This window comes from Microbacterium sp. F01 (assembly GCF_056156365.1).
In genome coordinates this window covers 4,385,831-4,400,990 of the sequence record NZ_CM149592.1, presented here as the reverse complement: position 1 = coordinate 4,400,990, position 15,160 = coordinate 4,385,831, and the positions used below count along the sequence as shown (strand labels likewise).

Below are 15,160 nucleotides of genomic sequence, written 5' to 3'. Positions count from 1 at the left end.
CGCGACGTGGCCGACGATCGCGACCACGATCGTGATGAACGCCGGCACGGCGATCCCGAACCACAGGCCGACGTGAAGGGTGAGCGCACCGAGCGCGGCGCCGGCCCCGATCAGCGCGATCGCGCCCAGGCGGCGTGCCCAGGGGTGCCCCGGGCTTCGTTCGTCCGAGACGGCGGATCGCGGATCGGCGACGACAAGCAGGACGACTACGTCCGTGCCCTGGCGTTCGACCTGCTTCTTCCTGAGCAGCGCTCCGTGGCGGCAGAGCGGCTCGTCGAGCTGATCACCGCCGCCGGCGATCATCTCGGCACAGGCTTCCTCAGCACGCCGATGCTCCTCCCCGCCCTGGTCGAGGCCGGTCATGAGGACGTCGCGTACCGGGTGCTGTTCCAGGACGCCGCACCGGCATGGCTGGACCAGGTCAAGAACGGCGCTACGACGATCTGGGAGAACTGGCAAGGCTATAAGGAGAACGGTCAGGCCAAAGGCTCGCACAACCACTACGCCTTCGGCAGCGTCGCCCGGTTCCTGCAGGAGCACATCGGAGGAGTCGCTCCTCTCGAGCCCGCCTACCGCCGATTCCTGGTCGCCCCGGCGGTTCGTTCGGGGCTGAGGTCGGCCGCAACCTCGATCGAGACGCCGTACGGCCTGGCGCGGAACTCCTGGTGGATCAGCGACGGTCGCGTCGAACTGCGGGTGACAGTTCCGCCGGGGACCCAGGCGATCATCCGGGTGGGCGGCGAGCACCGCGAGCTGGAGTCCGGAGAGCATTCGCTCTCCCTCGCGCTGGCTGATTCTGATGCGGCCGGCGGACGCGCTGCGCCCTCTCGCCGTATCAGGACGCGCTGATCAGCTGATCCGCAGGCTCCGCGTCGGAAGCGATCTGGCGCCGTCCGAGCGCGAACTCGCGTGAGGAGTTGACCGCCTCCACGCAGCGCAGGCGACCATCGACGCGATGCAGCAGCGCGAACGATCCCGAAGCGAGGTCTCCACGGACTTCAGTGTCGGCGTCGTCCGGCAGGAGGCCGGCGATCTGCAGCTTCCAGTCGAACTGATCCGACCAGAACCACGGCGTCGCCGGGGCGGGTGACGCCGCGCCCGCGATCGTCGCTGCGACGATCCGCGCGTGCTCGTTGGCGTTGTGGACACTCTCCAGTCGGGCGGAGTCCGCATAGGGCTGCAGTGGCCGACGGGCTACATCGCCCACGGCGAACACGTGCGGCGCCGATGTGCGTCCGCGGTCGTCCACGAGGACTCCGTTGCCGCATTCGAGTCCGGCCGTGCGCGCGAGCGTCTCATCGGGCACCGCTCCGATCGCTACCAGCACGGAATCGAACCCACGGGGCGCACTCGAGCCGATGGTGACGTCGATGCCGCCCTGCGGATTCGACCTGAGGGCCATCACATCGGCATCCACCAGAATCTCGACGCCGTGCGCCGCGTGGTGTCGGGCGAGCTGCGCCGAGAGCTCGACGCTTGCGAGTCGGGCGAGCACGCGCGACTCCCGCTCGATCACGCAGACTTCGACGCCGAGGTGACGCGCGGTCGCCGCGACCTCGAGGCCGACGAAGCCTGCGCCGACGATGGCGAGTCGAGATCCGGGCGCGAGTAGCTCTTTGAGCGCCGCCGCGTCCGCGGCATCCCGCAGGCTGAGGAGCGGAAGCTGTCCGTCGGTCTGTCCGGGGAGCGGACGAGCGAGTGCCCCGGTGGCGAGTACGGCGAAGGCGAAGCCCAGCACCCGGCCGTCATCGAGGTGCGCGACGCGGCCTTCCGCGTCCAGCTCGGTTACGCGCGTGGTCGAGAGCAGGCGGATGCCGTTCTGGTCGAAGTAGCCCGGAGGCTGGAGCCAGCCCGAGTCGGCGTCGGCATCGCCCTTCAGCCACGCCTTCGACAGTGGGGGGCGGTGGTACGGCGCAGCACCCTCTTCGTTCACCAGCGTGATCGATCCGGGGTAGCCGAGCCGACGCAGCTCGGCGGCGACGGAGACGCCGCCGTGGCCGGCTCCGATGATCAGAACATCGCACGATTCCATAGGAGTACGATACCGTACACTTATTGAGTCGCATAGGCGCGAGTCGCGCCCCCGTATGTCAGGTGGGGCGCATGGCCCTCGCTGCGACGAAACCATGAGTCACGCAATCGAGGAGGCCCCCATGGCAGTGCGAGCACGCGTCATCGTCGACAACGACTACGCAGGTGACCCCGACGGGCTGTTCCAGCTCGCGCATCATGTGCTCTCGCCATCGGTTCAGATCCCCTTCGTCGTGGCTTCGCGGCTCCCAGAGATGATGGGTCCCGGGGCAGTCGATGCCGTCGCGCGCGGGGTGGAAGCAGCACAGGTCGTGCTCGAGATCCTCGGGTCGCGCGTACCGGTGGTCGGCGGATCGGACGCAGGCCTCGAACCTGACGTCACGCCGCCTCTGTCGCCTGCCGCGGCGGCCATCATCGAAGAGGCGATGCGCGAAGACACGACGCTGCCGCTGTACTACGCAGCGGGCGGGGGCCTGACCGAACTCGCCACCGCCTATCTTCATGAGCCGGCGATCGCCGAGCGGCTCACGCTCGTGTGGATCGGCGGCAAGTCCTACGATGCGGACCCGGATGCCGGGGACGGTCGGCCTGAGTTCAACGTCATGATCGACTTCGCCGCAGCGCAGGTGGTCTTCGCCGCACCGATCCCGCTGTGGCAGGTGCCCCAGCAGACGTATGGTCAGTGCCTGGCGTCATGGGCTGAACTCGATGCGTGCGCGCGGTCGGGCGGGGCGCTCGGCCGTCACCTCGTCGACAGCCTCAAGGGCTTCGTGGAGCTGCTCGAAGGCCAGTTCCACCTCAATCTCGGCGAGACGTTCATCCTCGGCGACAATCCCCTCGTGCTGCTCACCGCGCTCCAGTCGTCGTTCGAGGCGGATCCTTCGACATCCGCCTCGGAGTGGCGCACACGCCCGGTCCTCACAGCGGACGGACGATACGACGGCACTCGACCGGACCTGCCCGAGGTCCGATTGTTCACGCGTCTCGATACGCGATTGATGCTGGCAGACATGTTCGCGAAGATCGCGGCGTACGGAAACGAAGGAGTGACGCGATGACCGGTTCGGCAGAGACGGCCACGGACGGAAACGACACAACGCTCGACCGCGGGTACTTCGATGCGGACCGGCCCGTCGACGAGCGCGTCGAGCTCCTCTTGTCTCAGATGACTCTGGAGGAGAAGGCAGGCCTGATGTTCCACACCATGGTCATGCCCGGCGAGGGGGGAGCTGTGCAGGACGGCGGTGGAGCGTTCGGGCTCCCATCCGTCACCGAGATGATCGCGGGCAAGGCGATGAGCCACTTCAACGTGCTCGGCTCGGCAGGGTCCCCGTCGGCTCTTGCGCGCTGGCACAACGCGCTTCAGGAGCTTGCGGCCGCGACGCGGCTGGGCATCCCGGTCACGCTGTCCACGGATCCCCGCCATTCCTTCACGGACAATCCCGGCACCGCGGCCATGGCGGGTTCCTTCTCGCAGTGGCCAGAGCCGCTCGGACTCGCCGCGATCGGAAGCGAGGACCTCGTCGAGGAGTTCGCCGGCTACGCGCGCGAGGAGTACCTGGCCGTCGGGCTCAGGGTCGCGCTGCACCCGCAGATCGATCTCGCGACCGAGCCTCGATGGGCGCGCCAGGTGGGCACGTTCGGCGAGGACGCCGAGCTCACCGCGCGTCTCGCGGCCGCCTACATCCGCGGGTTCCAGGGCGCGGAGCTCGGCGCGCGGTCCGTGGCCACGATGGTGAAGCACTTCCCCGGAGCGGGACCGCAGAAGGACGGGGAAGACGCGCACTTCGCCTATGGCCGCGAGCAGGTCTACCCCGGAGGGCAGGCCGCACTGCACCTGCGTCCGTTCGAAGCCGCGTTCGAGGCGGGCGCGAGCCAGGTCATGCCGTACTACGGGATGCCGGTAGGTACGGACTGGGAAGAGGTGGGTTTCGGCTTCAACAAGAGCGTCGTGACGACACTTCTGCGGGAGCGCTACTCGTTCGACGGAATCGTGTGCACCGACTGGGGGCTGCTGTCAGATGGGCATCTCGCCGGCGAGGTTCACCCTGCGCGGGCGTGGGGCCTAGAGGACCGCTCCGTGCCCGATCGGATGCGCATTGCGATCGAGGCGGGCGTGGATCAGTTCGGTGGCGAGCACATTCCCGACGTGCTGGTGGACCTCGTGAAGGACGGCGCTGTGTCCGAGGGTCGTATTGACCAGTCGGTACGTCGTCTCCTGCGTGAGAAGTTCGTTCTCGGCCTGTTCGACTCCGCAGTCCTGGATACCGCCGCTGCGGACGCGATCGTCGGCTCCGCCGCGGCGCGCGCGGCCGGCGAGCTCGCTCAGCGGATGTCGGTGACGGTGCTGACGAATCGGCCGTCCGATGGAGGTGGTATCGGTGAGCAGCTGACGCTCCCCGCCCGCCGAGGCATCCGTCTCTACAGTGAGGGAATCGATCTCGATGTCGCCGCCGAGTACGGCGTGGTCGTCGACGATCCCTCGCTGGCCGATCTCGCCATCCTGCGGCTGCAGGCGCCGTTCGAGGATCGTCCCGGAATCTTCGAGCGGTTCTTCCATGCCGGATCGCTCGAGTTCTCTGCCGGGACGGTGGCGCACGTAAAGGATGTCGCCGCGCGCGTGCCGACCGTCGTCGACGTGTTCCTCGATCGGCCGGCGATCCTGACGCCGTTCGCGGAACGGGTCAGAGCTCTTCTTGGCAACTACGGTGCGAGCGCGCGTGCGGTGCTCGATGTGATCTTCGGCGAATCTGCGGCGATGGGACGACTTCCGTTCGACTTGCCGCACAGCATGGCGGCCGTGGAGGCGAGCAGGGAGGACGTCCCCTTCGACACACGAGACCAGCTCTTCCGGTTCGGCCACGGGCTGAATCCTCGCTGAGAAAGCAGCAGGATCCTTACGCTTGCCAAAAAGAGTACGCTCTCGTACAGTATTTGAAGATCGCCGCGACAAACGAACGGCACAACCCCGAAGAAGTGGAGCACGACACATGGCTGCAACGGCGCCAACGACGAACGAGATCGAAGCGGAGATCGCGGAGCTGCTGCGGATCGAAGAGGTGGGTGCGCTGGCTGTGACGCTCGCCGACGGGTCCCCTCATGTCGCCACCATGCACTTCGCGGGCGACGGCCTCTCCGTCTACTGCCACACCTTCGTCTACACCCGCAAGTACGAGGCGATGAAGCGCGACCCCCGAGTGAGCTACACGCTGGCGTACCAACCCCCGGGGGGCTTCTACGACCGGATGAAGCTCCGGGCCATCCAGGTCAGCGGCGTCGCGACCTTCCTGGAGGAGCAGGCCGAGATCGAGCGGGCCATCGCACTGTGCGGTGAGCAGTTCGACTGGCTCAAGGACTCGACCATGTTCGACAATTTCCGCCGTGAGGGCGTCGAATTGCGCCAGGTCTTCTTCCGCATCGATCCGGTCTCGGCAATGTGGAACGACAATCGCGTGCGAATGATGTGGCGCCAGGACGTCGCCTTCACCCCGGACCACAAGCACGTGGCCGAGGTGACGCCCTACTCGACGGCGCCGCGATGACCCGCGAGGCCATCACCGTCACCTTCACGGAGTCCGACGGTGCGACCATCAGTGGAGAAGTCGAAATCGGCAACTCCCTGATGCGCGCCGCGCAGATTCTCAACGTGCCGGGAATCATCGCCGAGTGCGGGGGAATGGCGGCGTGCTCGACGTGTCACTGCTATGTGGACCGAGAGTGGCTAGACCGGCTCCCGCCCATGGATGACATGGAGGAGGGGATGCTCGAGATCGCCATCGATCCCGACGACCGCAGCCGCCTCTCCTGCCAGATCACGCTGCAGCCGGACTTGGACGGCCTGACAGTGAGCGTTCCGCGCGATCAGGCCTGACCAGTAGGTATCGTGACTTCAGTCGGTCTCCCTCGTAGTTCGCGGGCCGTGAGCGCCGCGACAGGATGGGAGCGCCATGGTGCAGCCGCGGGGACGAGAACGCGAACTATCGATCCTCCGCGTGGTTCTCGAGTTGCTGGGAGAGAACGGCTACGAACGGCTGACGATCGACGCGGTCGCCGCGCAGGCGCGCACCAGCAAAGCAACCATCTACTCCCGATGGCCGGACAAGGCGACGCTCGTGGCGGCGGCGCTGAATGCCAGGTCGGGCGATCTGCCCCGACTGCTGCCGGCGGGTTCCGACTTGCGCGACGACCTGACCAGTCTCCTGGCCCTCTTCGTGCAATTCGCCGAGAACGAGAGCCTCACGGTGTTCATGAGCGTCCTGATCGCTGCGGAGAACGAACCGGTGCTGGCGGAGGCGTTCCACGGCACGGCGCTGGAACCGCGGCGCCAGGACTGCAACGACATCGTCGCACGAGCAATCGCCGCGGGGGCGGTGCCGAACACGGCCTCGGGCGAAGAGCTTTTCGAACTCGTGATGGGGAAGGTTCTCGTCCGCTATGTCATCGAGCAGGGGCGCCTGTCAGCGTCCGACCAAGCCGCGTTCATCGAGCGTGTGCTGATCCCGGCTCTCGGGCGGCCCGTCTCGAACTGAGGCCGCTGCTAAATCACCCATCCTGCCGGGGCACGTCCCGGACTCGGGGTAGGGCCGATTTCGTGCGCCCAGCGCACCGACCGCTTTGTGCCTCGTCCCGTTTATCAGGACGCTAGGCGTGTATAGTAGGACTGTCGAAGGAGACCGCATGGGCAACGAAGGCCGTGAACCGCTCACATTCCGCGCGGACTGGGGCGGGGCGAATCTGCTACGAGCTTCGGGATGGCTCTCGCAGTGGGTGTGGGATCACACTTCCGACCACCGGTTGAGCCGCATCCACACGGGTCGCGGGATGGGCGACAACCTGAGCGCGCTCGGCGACGGCGAGGTGGATGTCGCGTTCGCGACGCCCGCCGCGTTCGCGCGCCTGGCGCGGGAAGGGCGTGGGCCGTTCGAGGGCAGAGCGATCGAGAACCTCGTCGCGATCGGTGCGCTCCCACATCGCGACGCGATGCTGCCGGTGGCGCGAGCGGACAGCGGCCTGCGGACGCTCGCTGATGTCGCGGCTCATCCGGGTCCGCTCAGGGTGTCCGTCGGTGTGAACGATCCCGACGGCTTCATGGGCTTCGGCGGGGACCTCGTGCTCGCCGCGGGTGGGGTCGACCTCGGTGAGATCGTGCGCCGCGGCGGCACGGTGACGCGGCACGAGCAGCCGTTCGACGTCATCGACGACCTTCGCGAGGGCCGGGCGGACCTCATGGTCTCGGAAGCCATCATGACTCCCGACTGGCAGGCCCTTGCCCGTGAGCAGGATGTGCGGTTCCTCTCGCTGACGCCAGACGAGGTGCATCGCATCGACGCCCGATGGGGGCTCGGGGTGATCGAGATTCCGCCCGGTTACTTCCCCGGCCAGGATTATCCCGTCGTCGGCCTCGACTACTCGGACTGGATCTGTGCGACCACGACCGATCTCGACGATGAGACCGCCGCCCTTCTGGCGGATGCCTTCGTCCACGGCGGCGAGGCGCTCGCCCGTGGCTACCGGCACCTTCCCGTCGACTACTCCCCGCTGCGATATCCGATCGACTACCGGGTCGCCGGAAGGACATCCATTCCGCTGCATCCGGCGGTGGAGCGGGCCTATGAAAGCGCAAGTACTCACGCGGAGGTGAGCTGATGTTGGCATCCGAGGTAATCGATCAGCAGGGGACGCTGAAAGTCGGGAACGTGCCCGACCCGGTCGCCCAGGCCGGAGAGGCGGTCGTGCGGGTGGAAGCCGCAGGGCTTGCGCCGGGCGCGTTCAACCTGCTGCGCATGGGCGCGGTTCCCATTCTGCCGACCATCCTCGGCCATGAGATCTCGGGCACGGTGGAGTCCGTGGGAGACCCCGAGCGCGAGGGCCTCCGGGGCCGTCGTGTGCGAGTGCACCCGCTGCTGTCGTGCGGCGCGTGCGACTACTGCACGACTGACCGCGAGATGATGTGCGCCCAGAATGCGATGATCGGCCACGCCGTCTTCGGGCCCGAGGCGATGGGGCGGTATCAGCGGTTCCACAACGGCGGGCTGGCGGAGCTCGTCGTCGTGCCCGTCGCGAACCTTGATCTCCTGCCCGACAACCTCGACTTCGAGCTCGGCGCGAAGGTGCACGACTTCGCGAACGCCATCCGGGCGTACAAGCTCGCCGACCTCGAGAAGGGCGCGACCCTGATCGTCACCGCCGCGACCGGCGCCATGGGCGTGGCGACCATCGCTCTCGCACATGAGTTCGGCGTGCATCGGATCATCGCCGTGGGGCGCGACGCGGACCGCCTCGCCGAGGTCGGGCAGCTGGACCCCGATCTCATCCGAACCGTGACGCTCCAGGACGACGACAACCCGCAGACCGTCGCCGGACGCATCCGGGCCATCGCGCCGCAGGGTGCGCACGCCGCCATCGACTATCTGCCGGGAGGGCGAGGGACATCGTTCATCTTCGGCGGCGTGCGCGTCGGCGGACGGATCGTCCACATGGGCGTGAACCCGGAGCCGCTGGTGATTCCCCCAGCCGCGTTCTCGGTCAACTGCATCTCGTTCATCGGCACCCGCAACGGCACCCGGAAGGATGCGCACGACGCCATCCGACTGCTCAGTGCCGACCCTCAGCGGTACTCGCGACTGATCACGCACCGCCTCGCGCTCGACGAGGCGGCAGTGGCCCGCGACAACTTCAGCTCGCGCGCTGAACCGATGTGGATGGCAGTCGTCCGTCCAGAGCTATCTTCGGCCGACGCCCTCGGCGTCGGTGCCTGACACCACACGACAGAGAGGCGATTCCATGGGCATCGTTACCGAGCACTTCGAGGTCTTCCCGTTCGACGGGCCGGCGCGGGTTTTCAGGCGCGATGAGGGTGAGCTGCTCTCCCGTGCGGTCCCGAAGATGCCGGGGGTGTCGTGGGATCCGATCCCCCCGCTCAAGATCGTGCGCTTCGATCAGGCGTACCAGGACGGCGCGTTCATCCCCCCACGCATCCTGTGGGAAGGCGAGACCGGTCGGATCGAGTGGATGCAGATGAACTTCCGGCAGCCGATGTATCACCGCAACCTCGACGTCGACGAGATGTCCTACCAGATCCGAGGCGGTCGCACTTTGATGACGGAGTACGGAACGGTCGAACTGACCGACGGGGACTTCGTGCGCATCCCGGTCGGCGTCGCCCACGACAACTATGGGCGACGCGCCAGTCACATCCTCTGGTATTTCCCGACGCCGCTCGAGGACGTGGGTGAGGTGGTGCGCACCAGCGAAGTGCTGATTCCTCCGTTCGAGGGTTGGACGCCGGATGTCGTGAACGAGGTACACACGGATTGTCTCGGCGGCCGGCATTGCGACCGAGCGGTGCAGCTGTCGGACGAGCAGCTCATCCTCGAGCAGGGCTACATCGAGACCGAGCGGCTCAAGGTCCTCTCCTCTGAGGTGACGTCGGATGAGACGCAGTGGATCTGGCGTGGTGAGCAGCACGCGATCGGCATCATCGGCATCACCGACAGTGACGGCACGGTGTACACGCGTCGGCGGAACGTCGACGAGGTGCAGTACCAGGTCGAAGGGACACGGCTGCTCATCAGCGCTAACGGAGTCGTCGAGATGACGCCGGGGACGTTCACGCACATTCCCGTCGGCGTCGCCTATGCGAGCATCGTCCACGGCACGAGCAAGCACATCACGACGGTGACGACGGGCAAGCTGGACTGCGTGTGGGAAGGGGCGGAGGAAAGCGAGCAGTGGGATGCCGAGAGGATCGACGGCTACCGCGCGAAGGCCTTCTCCGCCTCGGCTCCGTGAGCGCGATCTCTGTCGAGCGGGTGCTCGACGTCTGCGGTGCTCTCCTCGCCGCAGAGCAGCAGGACATGGTCTGGGGTCATGCCGGTGTGCGCGATCCCGACGGCCGCGGCGTATGGATCAAGCGTTCCGGCGTCGCCTTCGACGAGCTGACCACCGCCGACGTCCACCTGGTCGGATGGGACGGGTCGCTCGTCGAGGGAAAGGGCCGGCCGCACATCGAGTCCTTCATCCACCTCGAGATCATGCGCGTCCGGCCCGACGTGATGACGTCCATCCACAGTCACCCAGCTGCGGTCAACGCCTTTAGTGCACTGGATGAGCCGTTGCGGGCGATCTCGCACGAGGGCGTGCTCTTCGTCGAGCCGCAGATCCCGCGGTCTCCGCTTTCCGGCGACCTCATCGCCGACCCCTCGAGAGGCGCAGCGCTCGCCGCGGCACTCGGTCAGGCGCGGGCGTGTCTGATGCCGCGCCACGGCCTCGTCGCCGTCGGAGCGGACGATGCCGCGGCCACCATGACCGCGGTGCTGCTGGACCGGGCGTGCGCGCTTCACCTCGCCGCACGTGCCGCGGGCGAAATCCGGTCGTACTCCGATTCGGAGGAGATCATCGCGAAGACGGCGCACGTCTGGCCCAGATCGCAGCTCGCTGCCGGGTACGACTACCTTCTTCGCAAGGCCGGCCGGCGCGGCTGACGCCCAACAGCGAAGGGGCGCGACAAGACTGTCGCGCCCCTTCCCCTTCTGCGCGGACTACTCGGCCGTCACCTGGCTCTCGATCCGTCCGACACCGTCGACCTCGACCGTCACCATCGTGCCGGGGGTGAGGAACAGCTGCGGATCACGGCGGAAGCCGACGCCACCCGGGGTGCCGGTCAGGATGATGTCACCGGTCTTGAGCTCGGTGAACTCCGAGATCACGCTGATGAGCGTGGGGATGTCGAAGATCAGCATCGACAAGTCGGAGTCCTGCACCGTGACGCCGTCGACCGTCGTCCGTACGCCGGCGGTCGCGAGATCGACCTCGTCGGGGCGGACCAGGTAAGGTCCGATCGGCGTGGCGCCGTCCCAAGCCTTGCCCTGCAGCCACTGATGCGTCTTGTACTGGTAGTCGCGCATGGTCACATCGTTCGCGACCGTGTAGCCGAGCACATGGTCGGCCGCGTCTTCGCGGGCGATGCGTCGCCCGGGCCGGCCGATGATCACTGCGAGCTCGGCCTCGTAGTCGACCTGGGTCGACTCGCCGGGAACCGGTATCGGACGATCGGCGGCGATCAGGCTCGACGCGTACTTGGGGAACAGCACCGGATAGGTGGGCAGATCCCGGCCGGTCTCCTCGATGTGCGCCTTGTAGTTCAGCCCGACACAGAACACCTTGCTCGGGGCCCACGAGGGCGGCAGCAGTTCGACTTCGCCGCGATCGATCCGACCGGACTCGCGAGGCTCGGCCGCGAGAAGCGCGTCGACGTCCGTGTCGGCGTCGATCCTGGCGATGCCGTCGAGGGGCACGAACTGATCACCATCGACGATGCCGACCTGTGTCCGGCCGTTGTGCCGGTAGCTCGCCCAGGCCATCAGATGTGGTCCTCGCTCGTGCGGCGCCAGGACGGGGTCTGCCCTCCCCAGAGGTTCACTGTCTGCGGTGCCGGAGTCCAGCGTCGCGGAACGTACTGCACGCGATCGTCGTAGAACTTCTCCATCTCGGCGGAGAGCTCGATGTGGTTGCCTGCCGGGTCGTCGAAGAAGACGAACAGGTTGTTTCCGGGTCCGTGCCTGCCCGGACCCCACGTGACCGGAACGTCGAGCTCGGTGAGGCGGTCGCACCAGGACTTGAAGTCCTCCCACTCGGCGAGGTCGTAGGAATAGTGGTCGATGTCGCCGGCGCTGCCGACGTTCACGATCGCGAGGGTGTGGTGGTCTCGGTCGCTGCGCAGCCACGCGAATCGACCATCGGCGAGCTGATCGGAGATCCGGAAGCCGACGACATCGACGTAGAAGGCCGCCATTCGGGCGACGTCCACCGTCCCGAGCGTCGTGTGCTGGAACTTGATGGGACGACGACCGGTGTCGGCGGTGTTCTCGCCATGGCGGCGGACCTCGCTGTGGAAGTGCACCGTGTTCCCATCGGGGTCGGTGACGACGATGCCGTCCGCCTCGCCGACGGCATCGTCGATGGCGGCCACGTCCAGGTGACTGTGAGCGATTCCGGCTTCGTCGAGCCGATCTCGGATGCCGTCGATCCCGTTGTCGTCCCGCACCTCGAAGCCGATATGCACGAGACCCTGCGGGCCCTCGGTCAGATCGATGACGTGGTGGCCGGCGCCCCACCCCAGGCGGACGGCGCCGTCGGCGAGAGTGGCGTGGCGATGCATGCCGAGCACGCGCGTGTAGAACTTCTCCGCCACGGCGATGTCGGGCACGCTGAACCCGATGTGCGAGACGGCAGTCTGACGGAGCGCGCCGGCGCGCTCGCCCTCGATCAGAGTGATGCGTTGTGGTCTTTCCATGGTGTTCCTTCCATTTCTCGTTCGGGCCGCGGTCACACCGCGGAGGAAACTGCCTGGCGCCCGGCCACGATGTCGCGCAGCCGGATCGAGAGCAGTGTCAGGGCGTCCGGATCGGCGACGGCGACCCCGGCGACCACCCGGTCGGGGCGCTGAACGATGAAGCAGCCCCGGGCGGAGCCGACTTCGGCGTACAGCCGGGTGTCGACGTCGATTGCGACGCGCACCTCCAGGGGCCTTTCGTGGACGAGGTCGTCGACGGGCACGTCCACGAAAGCCGGGTCGAGGTGGCCGAGAGCCGAGATCGCGCTCGTCCACGCGGCGTGGCCGCCGTCGTCGCCGATGCCGACGCCGATCACGGCCCAGCCGGTTCCCGTCAGATCATCCAGCGGCACGACGCAGTGCGCGGCGAAATCGAAGACACGTGGTTGGCCGAGAACCCAGCCGATGAGCGGATGAGATTCGGGATCGACCACCGCTCCCGCCTGAAGGCGCGTGCTCGGGCGGTACTTCATGCCCTCGAAGTAGGCTCGGCCCTCCTCCGTGGCCATCGCGTCCCGAACGACCCGGTCGCGGAAGGCCGCCAGGCGAGTGTTCGTCGTCATGACGACGCGGCCGAGCCGTTCCGAACTTCTGACGACGGCGGCGGCGTGGGGCCGCCGCTCGAGCTGGTAGGTGTCGAGCAGACTCGGCGAGGCGTCTCCGCGCAGAACGGAAGCGATCTTCCACGTGAGGTTCGCGGCATCCCGAATGCCTGAGTTCAGACCCTGCCCCGCGAACGGCGGCATCATGTGGGCCGCGTCTCCGAGCAGGAGTGCCCGACCGCGGCGCCACTCGTCGGCGACCAAACCGTGGAAGCGGTAGGCCACCGCACGCTCGACCTCGTCTTCACGGATCGCGCGGTACGGGGCGAGCAACCGCTCCATCAGATCGAACGGTGGGTTCACCCAGCTGGTGACCTCGTCGGGGTAGAGGTAGAACTCATACCGGCATCGACCGTTCAACCCCGGCACGATGACGTGGGGGCGCCGCGGGTCGCCGTGGTGCATCCCATACCGCTCGTGGTGGTCGTCCCCCCTCGTGTCGATGACCAGCCACACGTCTTCGTGACTGCGGCCTGTCATCGAGATCCCGAGATCTGCGCGCACGCGGGAACGGCCGCCGTCCGCTCCCAGCACGAAGTCCGCGGCGATGGTGAACGGTCCCTCCGCATCGGTGACGGATGCCGTGATGCGGTCCGGCGACTCTTCGAAGGCGACCAGTTCTGTGGAGAACCTCACGTCGACCAGCGGGTGGGCGTCCAAGGCCGTGCGGAGCACACGTTCGAGATCCGGCTGCGCGAACGGGTTCTTGAAGGGGAAGCCGAAGCGGAACGGGATCGTTGCTCCGCCGTGGAAGATCTCCGCGCCGTCCGCACCGTAGTAGGTGGTGCCGGTGCCGGGGACGATGACTCGGAGGACCTCGTCTGCTATGCCGGCGCGCTGATAGACGCGCAGCGACTCATCGTCGAGGCTGATCGCCTTGGGATCGTCCGCCGTGCGGGCGTTCTTCTCGACGACGGTCACCTGCACGCCGTCCGAGGCGAGGAGGATCGCCGCGGTCATCCCGACAGGTCCAGCGCCCACGACAAGCACCTGGGTTCGTATGGTCGACTCCACTGATCACATCCTCGCGATGTCCTAACTTGTGAGCCACTATATCTGACTATCAGAACATTGTCGCAAGAGTCTTCCCTAATTCCTGCGGGGCGCACTCGAGCGACTGGCGATCGAAAGGAGGTCCCAGGCGGGTTCCGGGCGCGCCAAATGCCGCCGAGACGGCGTGAGAATCAGCGAACTTCCGCTGGGCTGCCAGTCAGTGAGCGGGGTCGAGCGAGCGTCAGATGCTCGCCGCGCACATCAGAGTTCGAGGAGGGCGGCTTGCGCGCTCAGAGCCGCGGCCGCGGCCACCAGTGCTTCGACGATGGACTGGATCTGCGGCTCGGAGACCAGCGAGCGGATGAGCACGACGCTGATCGCGGCGATCACCTCGCCGTTCTCTCGTCTGATCGGCGCGGCGACGCCCATCGCGGTCGGGTCGACCTCGCCCGACGAGATCGCGAAGCCGTCCGAGCGAATCTGCGCCAGTCGGGCGACGATCCGCTCGGCGTCGGTGAGCGTGTTCGGCGTGAACTGCTTCAGCGTGGTCGAAGCGAGGATGCTGCGCGCCTGGTCGTCCTCCATCGCCGAGAGGAGCACGAGAGCTGACGCTCCGGCGTTGATGTCGAGGACCGAGCCGCGCTCGTAGGACAGGCGAACGTACTGCTCGCGCGCTTCCTCGCGCTCGAGGCACACGACGGCGTTGCCCATGAGCTTGGTGAGCAGCACTGTCTGGTGGAACTGCTCGGCGAGCTCGCGCATGACCGGGACGCACAGTTCGGTGAGGCCGAATCCCTTCCGGGCGATCCTGGCGAGTTCGAGCACGTAGAGACCGAGACGGAAGCTCCCGCGCCCGGATTCCGCTAGGAAGCCCGACTGGACCAGCGTCTGCAAGTAGCGGTACGCCGTCGAGCGAGCCACGCCGAGACTTTCGGCGACGTCGATGGCCGAGAGCTCCGGCCGCTCCTCCGTGAACATCTGGAGCACATTCAACGCGCGGTCTGCCGTGCTGTTTCGCTCGCGGTACCCACTGGTCTGAGGCATGCGAGTCATCTAACCAGACCGCAGGCTCATTTCTGGTGGAAGATCCTGAATGCGAGGACATTGCATCTAAACGTCGGAAACTGGTGTTGCCATTTTCAGGACGTGGGTATTGAATAACAGGACAGGGTGGCACTCGGACGGGGACGCCAGCCGAGCG

Annotated in this window: 15 protein-coding genes; 10 read left to right on the top strand and 5 right to left on the bottom strand. The window is 67.1% G+C overall.

The window, feature by feature from the left end:
* Positions 1 to 6: 6 nt before the first annotated feature.
* On the top strand, positions 7 to 849 hold the full coding sequence (locus ACVN90_RS20155; RefSeq protein WP_475099979.1) for an alpha-L-rhamnosidase-related protein: 843 nt from the start codon (positions 7 to 9) through the stop codon (positions 847 to 849).
* On the opposite strand, the gene ACVN90_RS20150 is transcribed toward ACVN90_RS20155, so the two are convergent.
* Positions 836 to 2,032 (bottom strand): NAD(P)/FAD-dependent oxidoreductase, encoded by a 1,197-nt coding sequence (locus tag ACVN90_RS20150; RefSeq protein ID WP_475099978.1) that lies wholly within the window; start codon positions 2,030 to 2,032, stop codon positions 836 to 838. The two genes, ACVN90_RS20155 and ACVN90_RS20150, sit on opposite strands and share 14 nt — an antisense overlap.
* 121 nt (positions 2,033 to 2,153) lie before the next feature.
* Between ACVN90_RS20150 and ACVN90_RS20145 the strand changes: the two genes are divergently transcribed.
* From ACVN90_RS20145 to ACVN90_RS20105, 9 genes are all read left to right on the top strand, one after another.
* Positions 2,154 to 3,089 (top strand): nucleoside hydrolase, encoded by a 936-nt coding sequence (locus ACVN90_RS20145; RefSeq protein ID WP_475099977.1) that lies wholly within the window; start codon positions 2,154 to 2,156, stop codon positions 3,087 to 3,089.
* Entirely contained in the window at positions 3,086 to 4,912 is a 1,827-nt protein-coding gene (locus ACVN90_RS20140) for a glycoside hydrolase family 3 protein (RefSeq protein ID WP_475099976.1), read from the top strand. The genes ACVN90_RS20145 and ACVN90_RS20140 overlap by 4 nt, the downstream gene beginning before the upstream one ends.
* 109 nt (positions 4,913 to 5,021) lie before the next feature.
* Positions 5,022 to 5,573 (top strand): pyridoxamine 5'-phosphate oxidase family protein, encoded by a 552-nt coding sequence (locus ACVN90_RS20135; protein WP_475099975.1) that lies wholly within the window; start codon positions 5,022 to 5,024, stop codon positions 5,571 to 5,573.
* Positions 5,570 to 5,902, top strand: coding sequence for a 2Fe-2S iron-sulfur cluster-binding protein (locus ACVN90_RS20130; RefSeq protein WP_475099974.1), 333 nt, complete (start codon positions 5,570 to 5,572; stop codon positions 5,900 to 5,902). The genes ACVN90_RS20135 and ACVN90_RS20130 overlap by 4 nt, the downstream gene beginning before the upstream one ends.
* A 76-nt stretch (positions 5,903 to 5,978) precedes the next feature.
* Positions 5,979 to 6,560, top strand: coding sequence for a TetR/AcrR family transcriptional regulator (locus ACVN90_RS20125; protein WP_475099973.1), 582 nt, complete (start codon positions 5,979 to 5,981; stop codon positions 6,558 to 6,560).
* A gap of 148 nt (positions 6,561 to 6,708) precedes the next feature.
* Complete coding sequence (locus ACVN90_RS20120) at positions 6,709 to 7,677, top strand: TAXI family TRAP transporter solute-binding subunit (RefSeq protein WP_475099972.1); 969 nt, start codon at positions 6,709 to 6,711, stop codon at positions 7,675 to 7,677.
* A 50-nt stretch (positions 7,678 to 7,727) separates the two neighbouring features.
* Positions 7,728 to 8,789, top strand: coding sequence for a zinc-dependent alcohol dehydrogenase (locus ACVN90_RS20115; protein WP_475099971.1), 1,062 nt, complete (start codon positions 7,728 to 7,730; stop codon positions 8,787 to 8,789).
* A 25-nt stretch (positions 8,790 to 8,814) separates the two neighbouring features.
* Positions 8,815 to 9,822 (top strand): hypothetical protein, encoded by a 1,008-nt coding sequence (locus tag ACVN90_RS20110; protein ID WP_475099970.1) that lies wholly within the window; start codon positions 8,815 to 8,817, stop codon positions 9,820 to 9,822.
* Complete coding sequence (locus ACVN90_RS20105) at positions 9,819 to 10,514, top strand: class II aldolase/adducin family protein (RefSeq protein WP_475099969.1); 696 nt, start codon at positions 9,819 to 9,821, stop codon at positions 10,512 to 10,514. The genes ACVN90_RS20110 and ACVN90_RS20105 overlap by 4 nt, the downstream gene beginning before the upstream one ends.
* Positions 10,515 to 10,571: 57 nt before the next feature.
* Here ACVN90_RS20105 and ACVN90_RS20100 read toward each other — a convergent pair whose 3' ends face one another.
* The 4 genes from ACVN90_RS20100 to ACVN90_RS20085 all read right to left on the bottom strand — a co-directional run bounded on the left by ACVN90_RS20100 (position 10,572) and on the right by ACVN90_RS20085 (position 15,003).
* Positions 10,572 to 11,393 (bottom strand): fumarylacetoacetate hydrolase family protein, encoded by an 822-nt coding sequence (locus ACVN90_RS20100; protein WP_475099968.1) that lies wholly within the window; start codon positions 11,391 to 11,393, stop codon positions 10,572 to 10,574.
* On the bottom strand, positions 11,393 to 12,325 hold the full coding sequence (locus ACVN90_RS20095; RefSeq protein ID WP_475099967.1) for a VOC family protein: 933 nt from the start codon (positions 12,323 to 12,325) through the stop codon (positions 11,393 to 11,395). The genes ACVN90_RS20100 and ACVN90_RS20095 overlap by 1 nt, the downstream gene beginning before the upstream one ends.
* Positions 12,326 to 12,357: 32 nt before the next feature.
* The gene (locus ACVN90_RS20090; protein WP_475099966.1) at positions 12,358 to 13,980 is read right to left on the bottom strand and encodes a bifunctional 3-(3-hydroxy-phenyl)propionate/3-hydroxycinnamic acid hydroxylase; all 1,623 of its coding nucleotides are present in this window, start codon (positions 13,978 to 13,980) and stop codon (positions 12,358 to 12,360) included.
* 240 nt (positions 13,981 to 14,220) lie between these two features.
* Positions 14,221 to 15,003: an IclR family transcriptional regulator gene (locus ACVN90_RS20085; RefSeq protein WP_475099965.1), complete on the bottom strand. Its 783-nt coding sequence runs from the start codon at positions 15,001 to 15,003 to the stop codon at positions 14,221 to 14,223.
* Between the last annotated feature and the right edge of the window lie 157 nt (positions 15,004 to 15,160).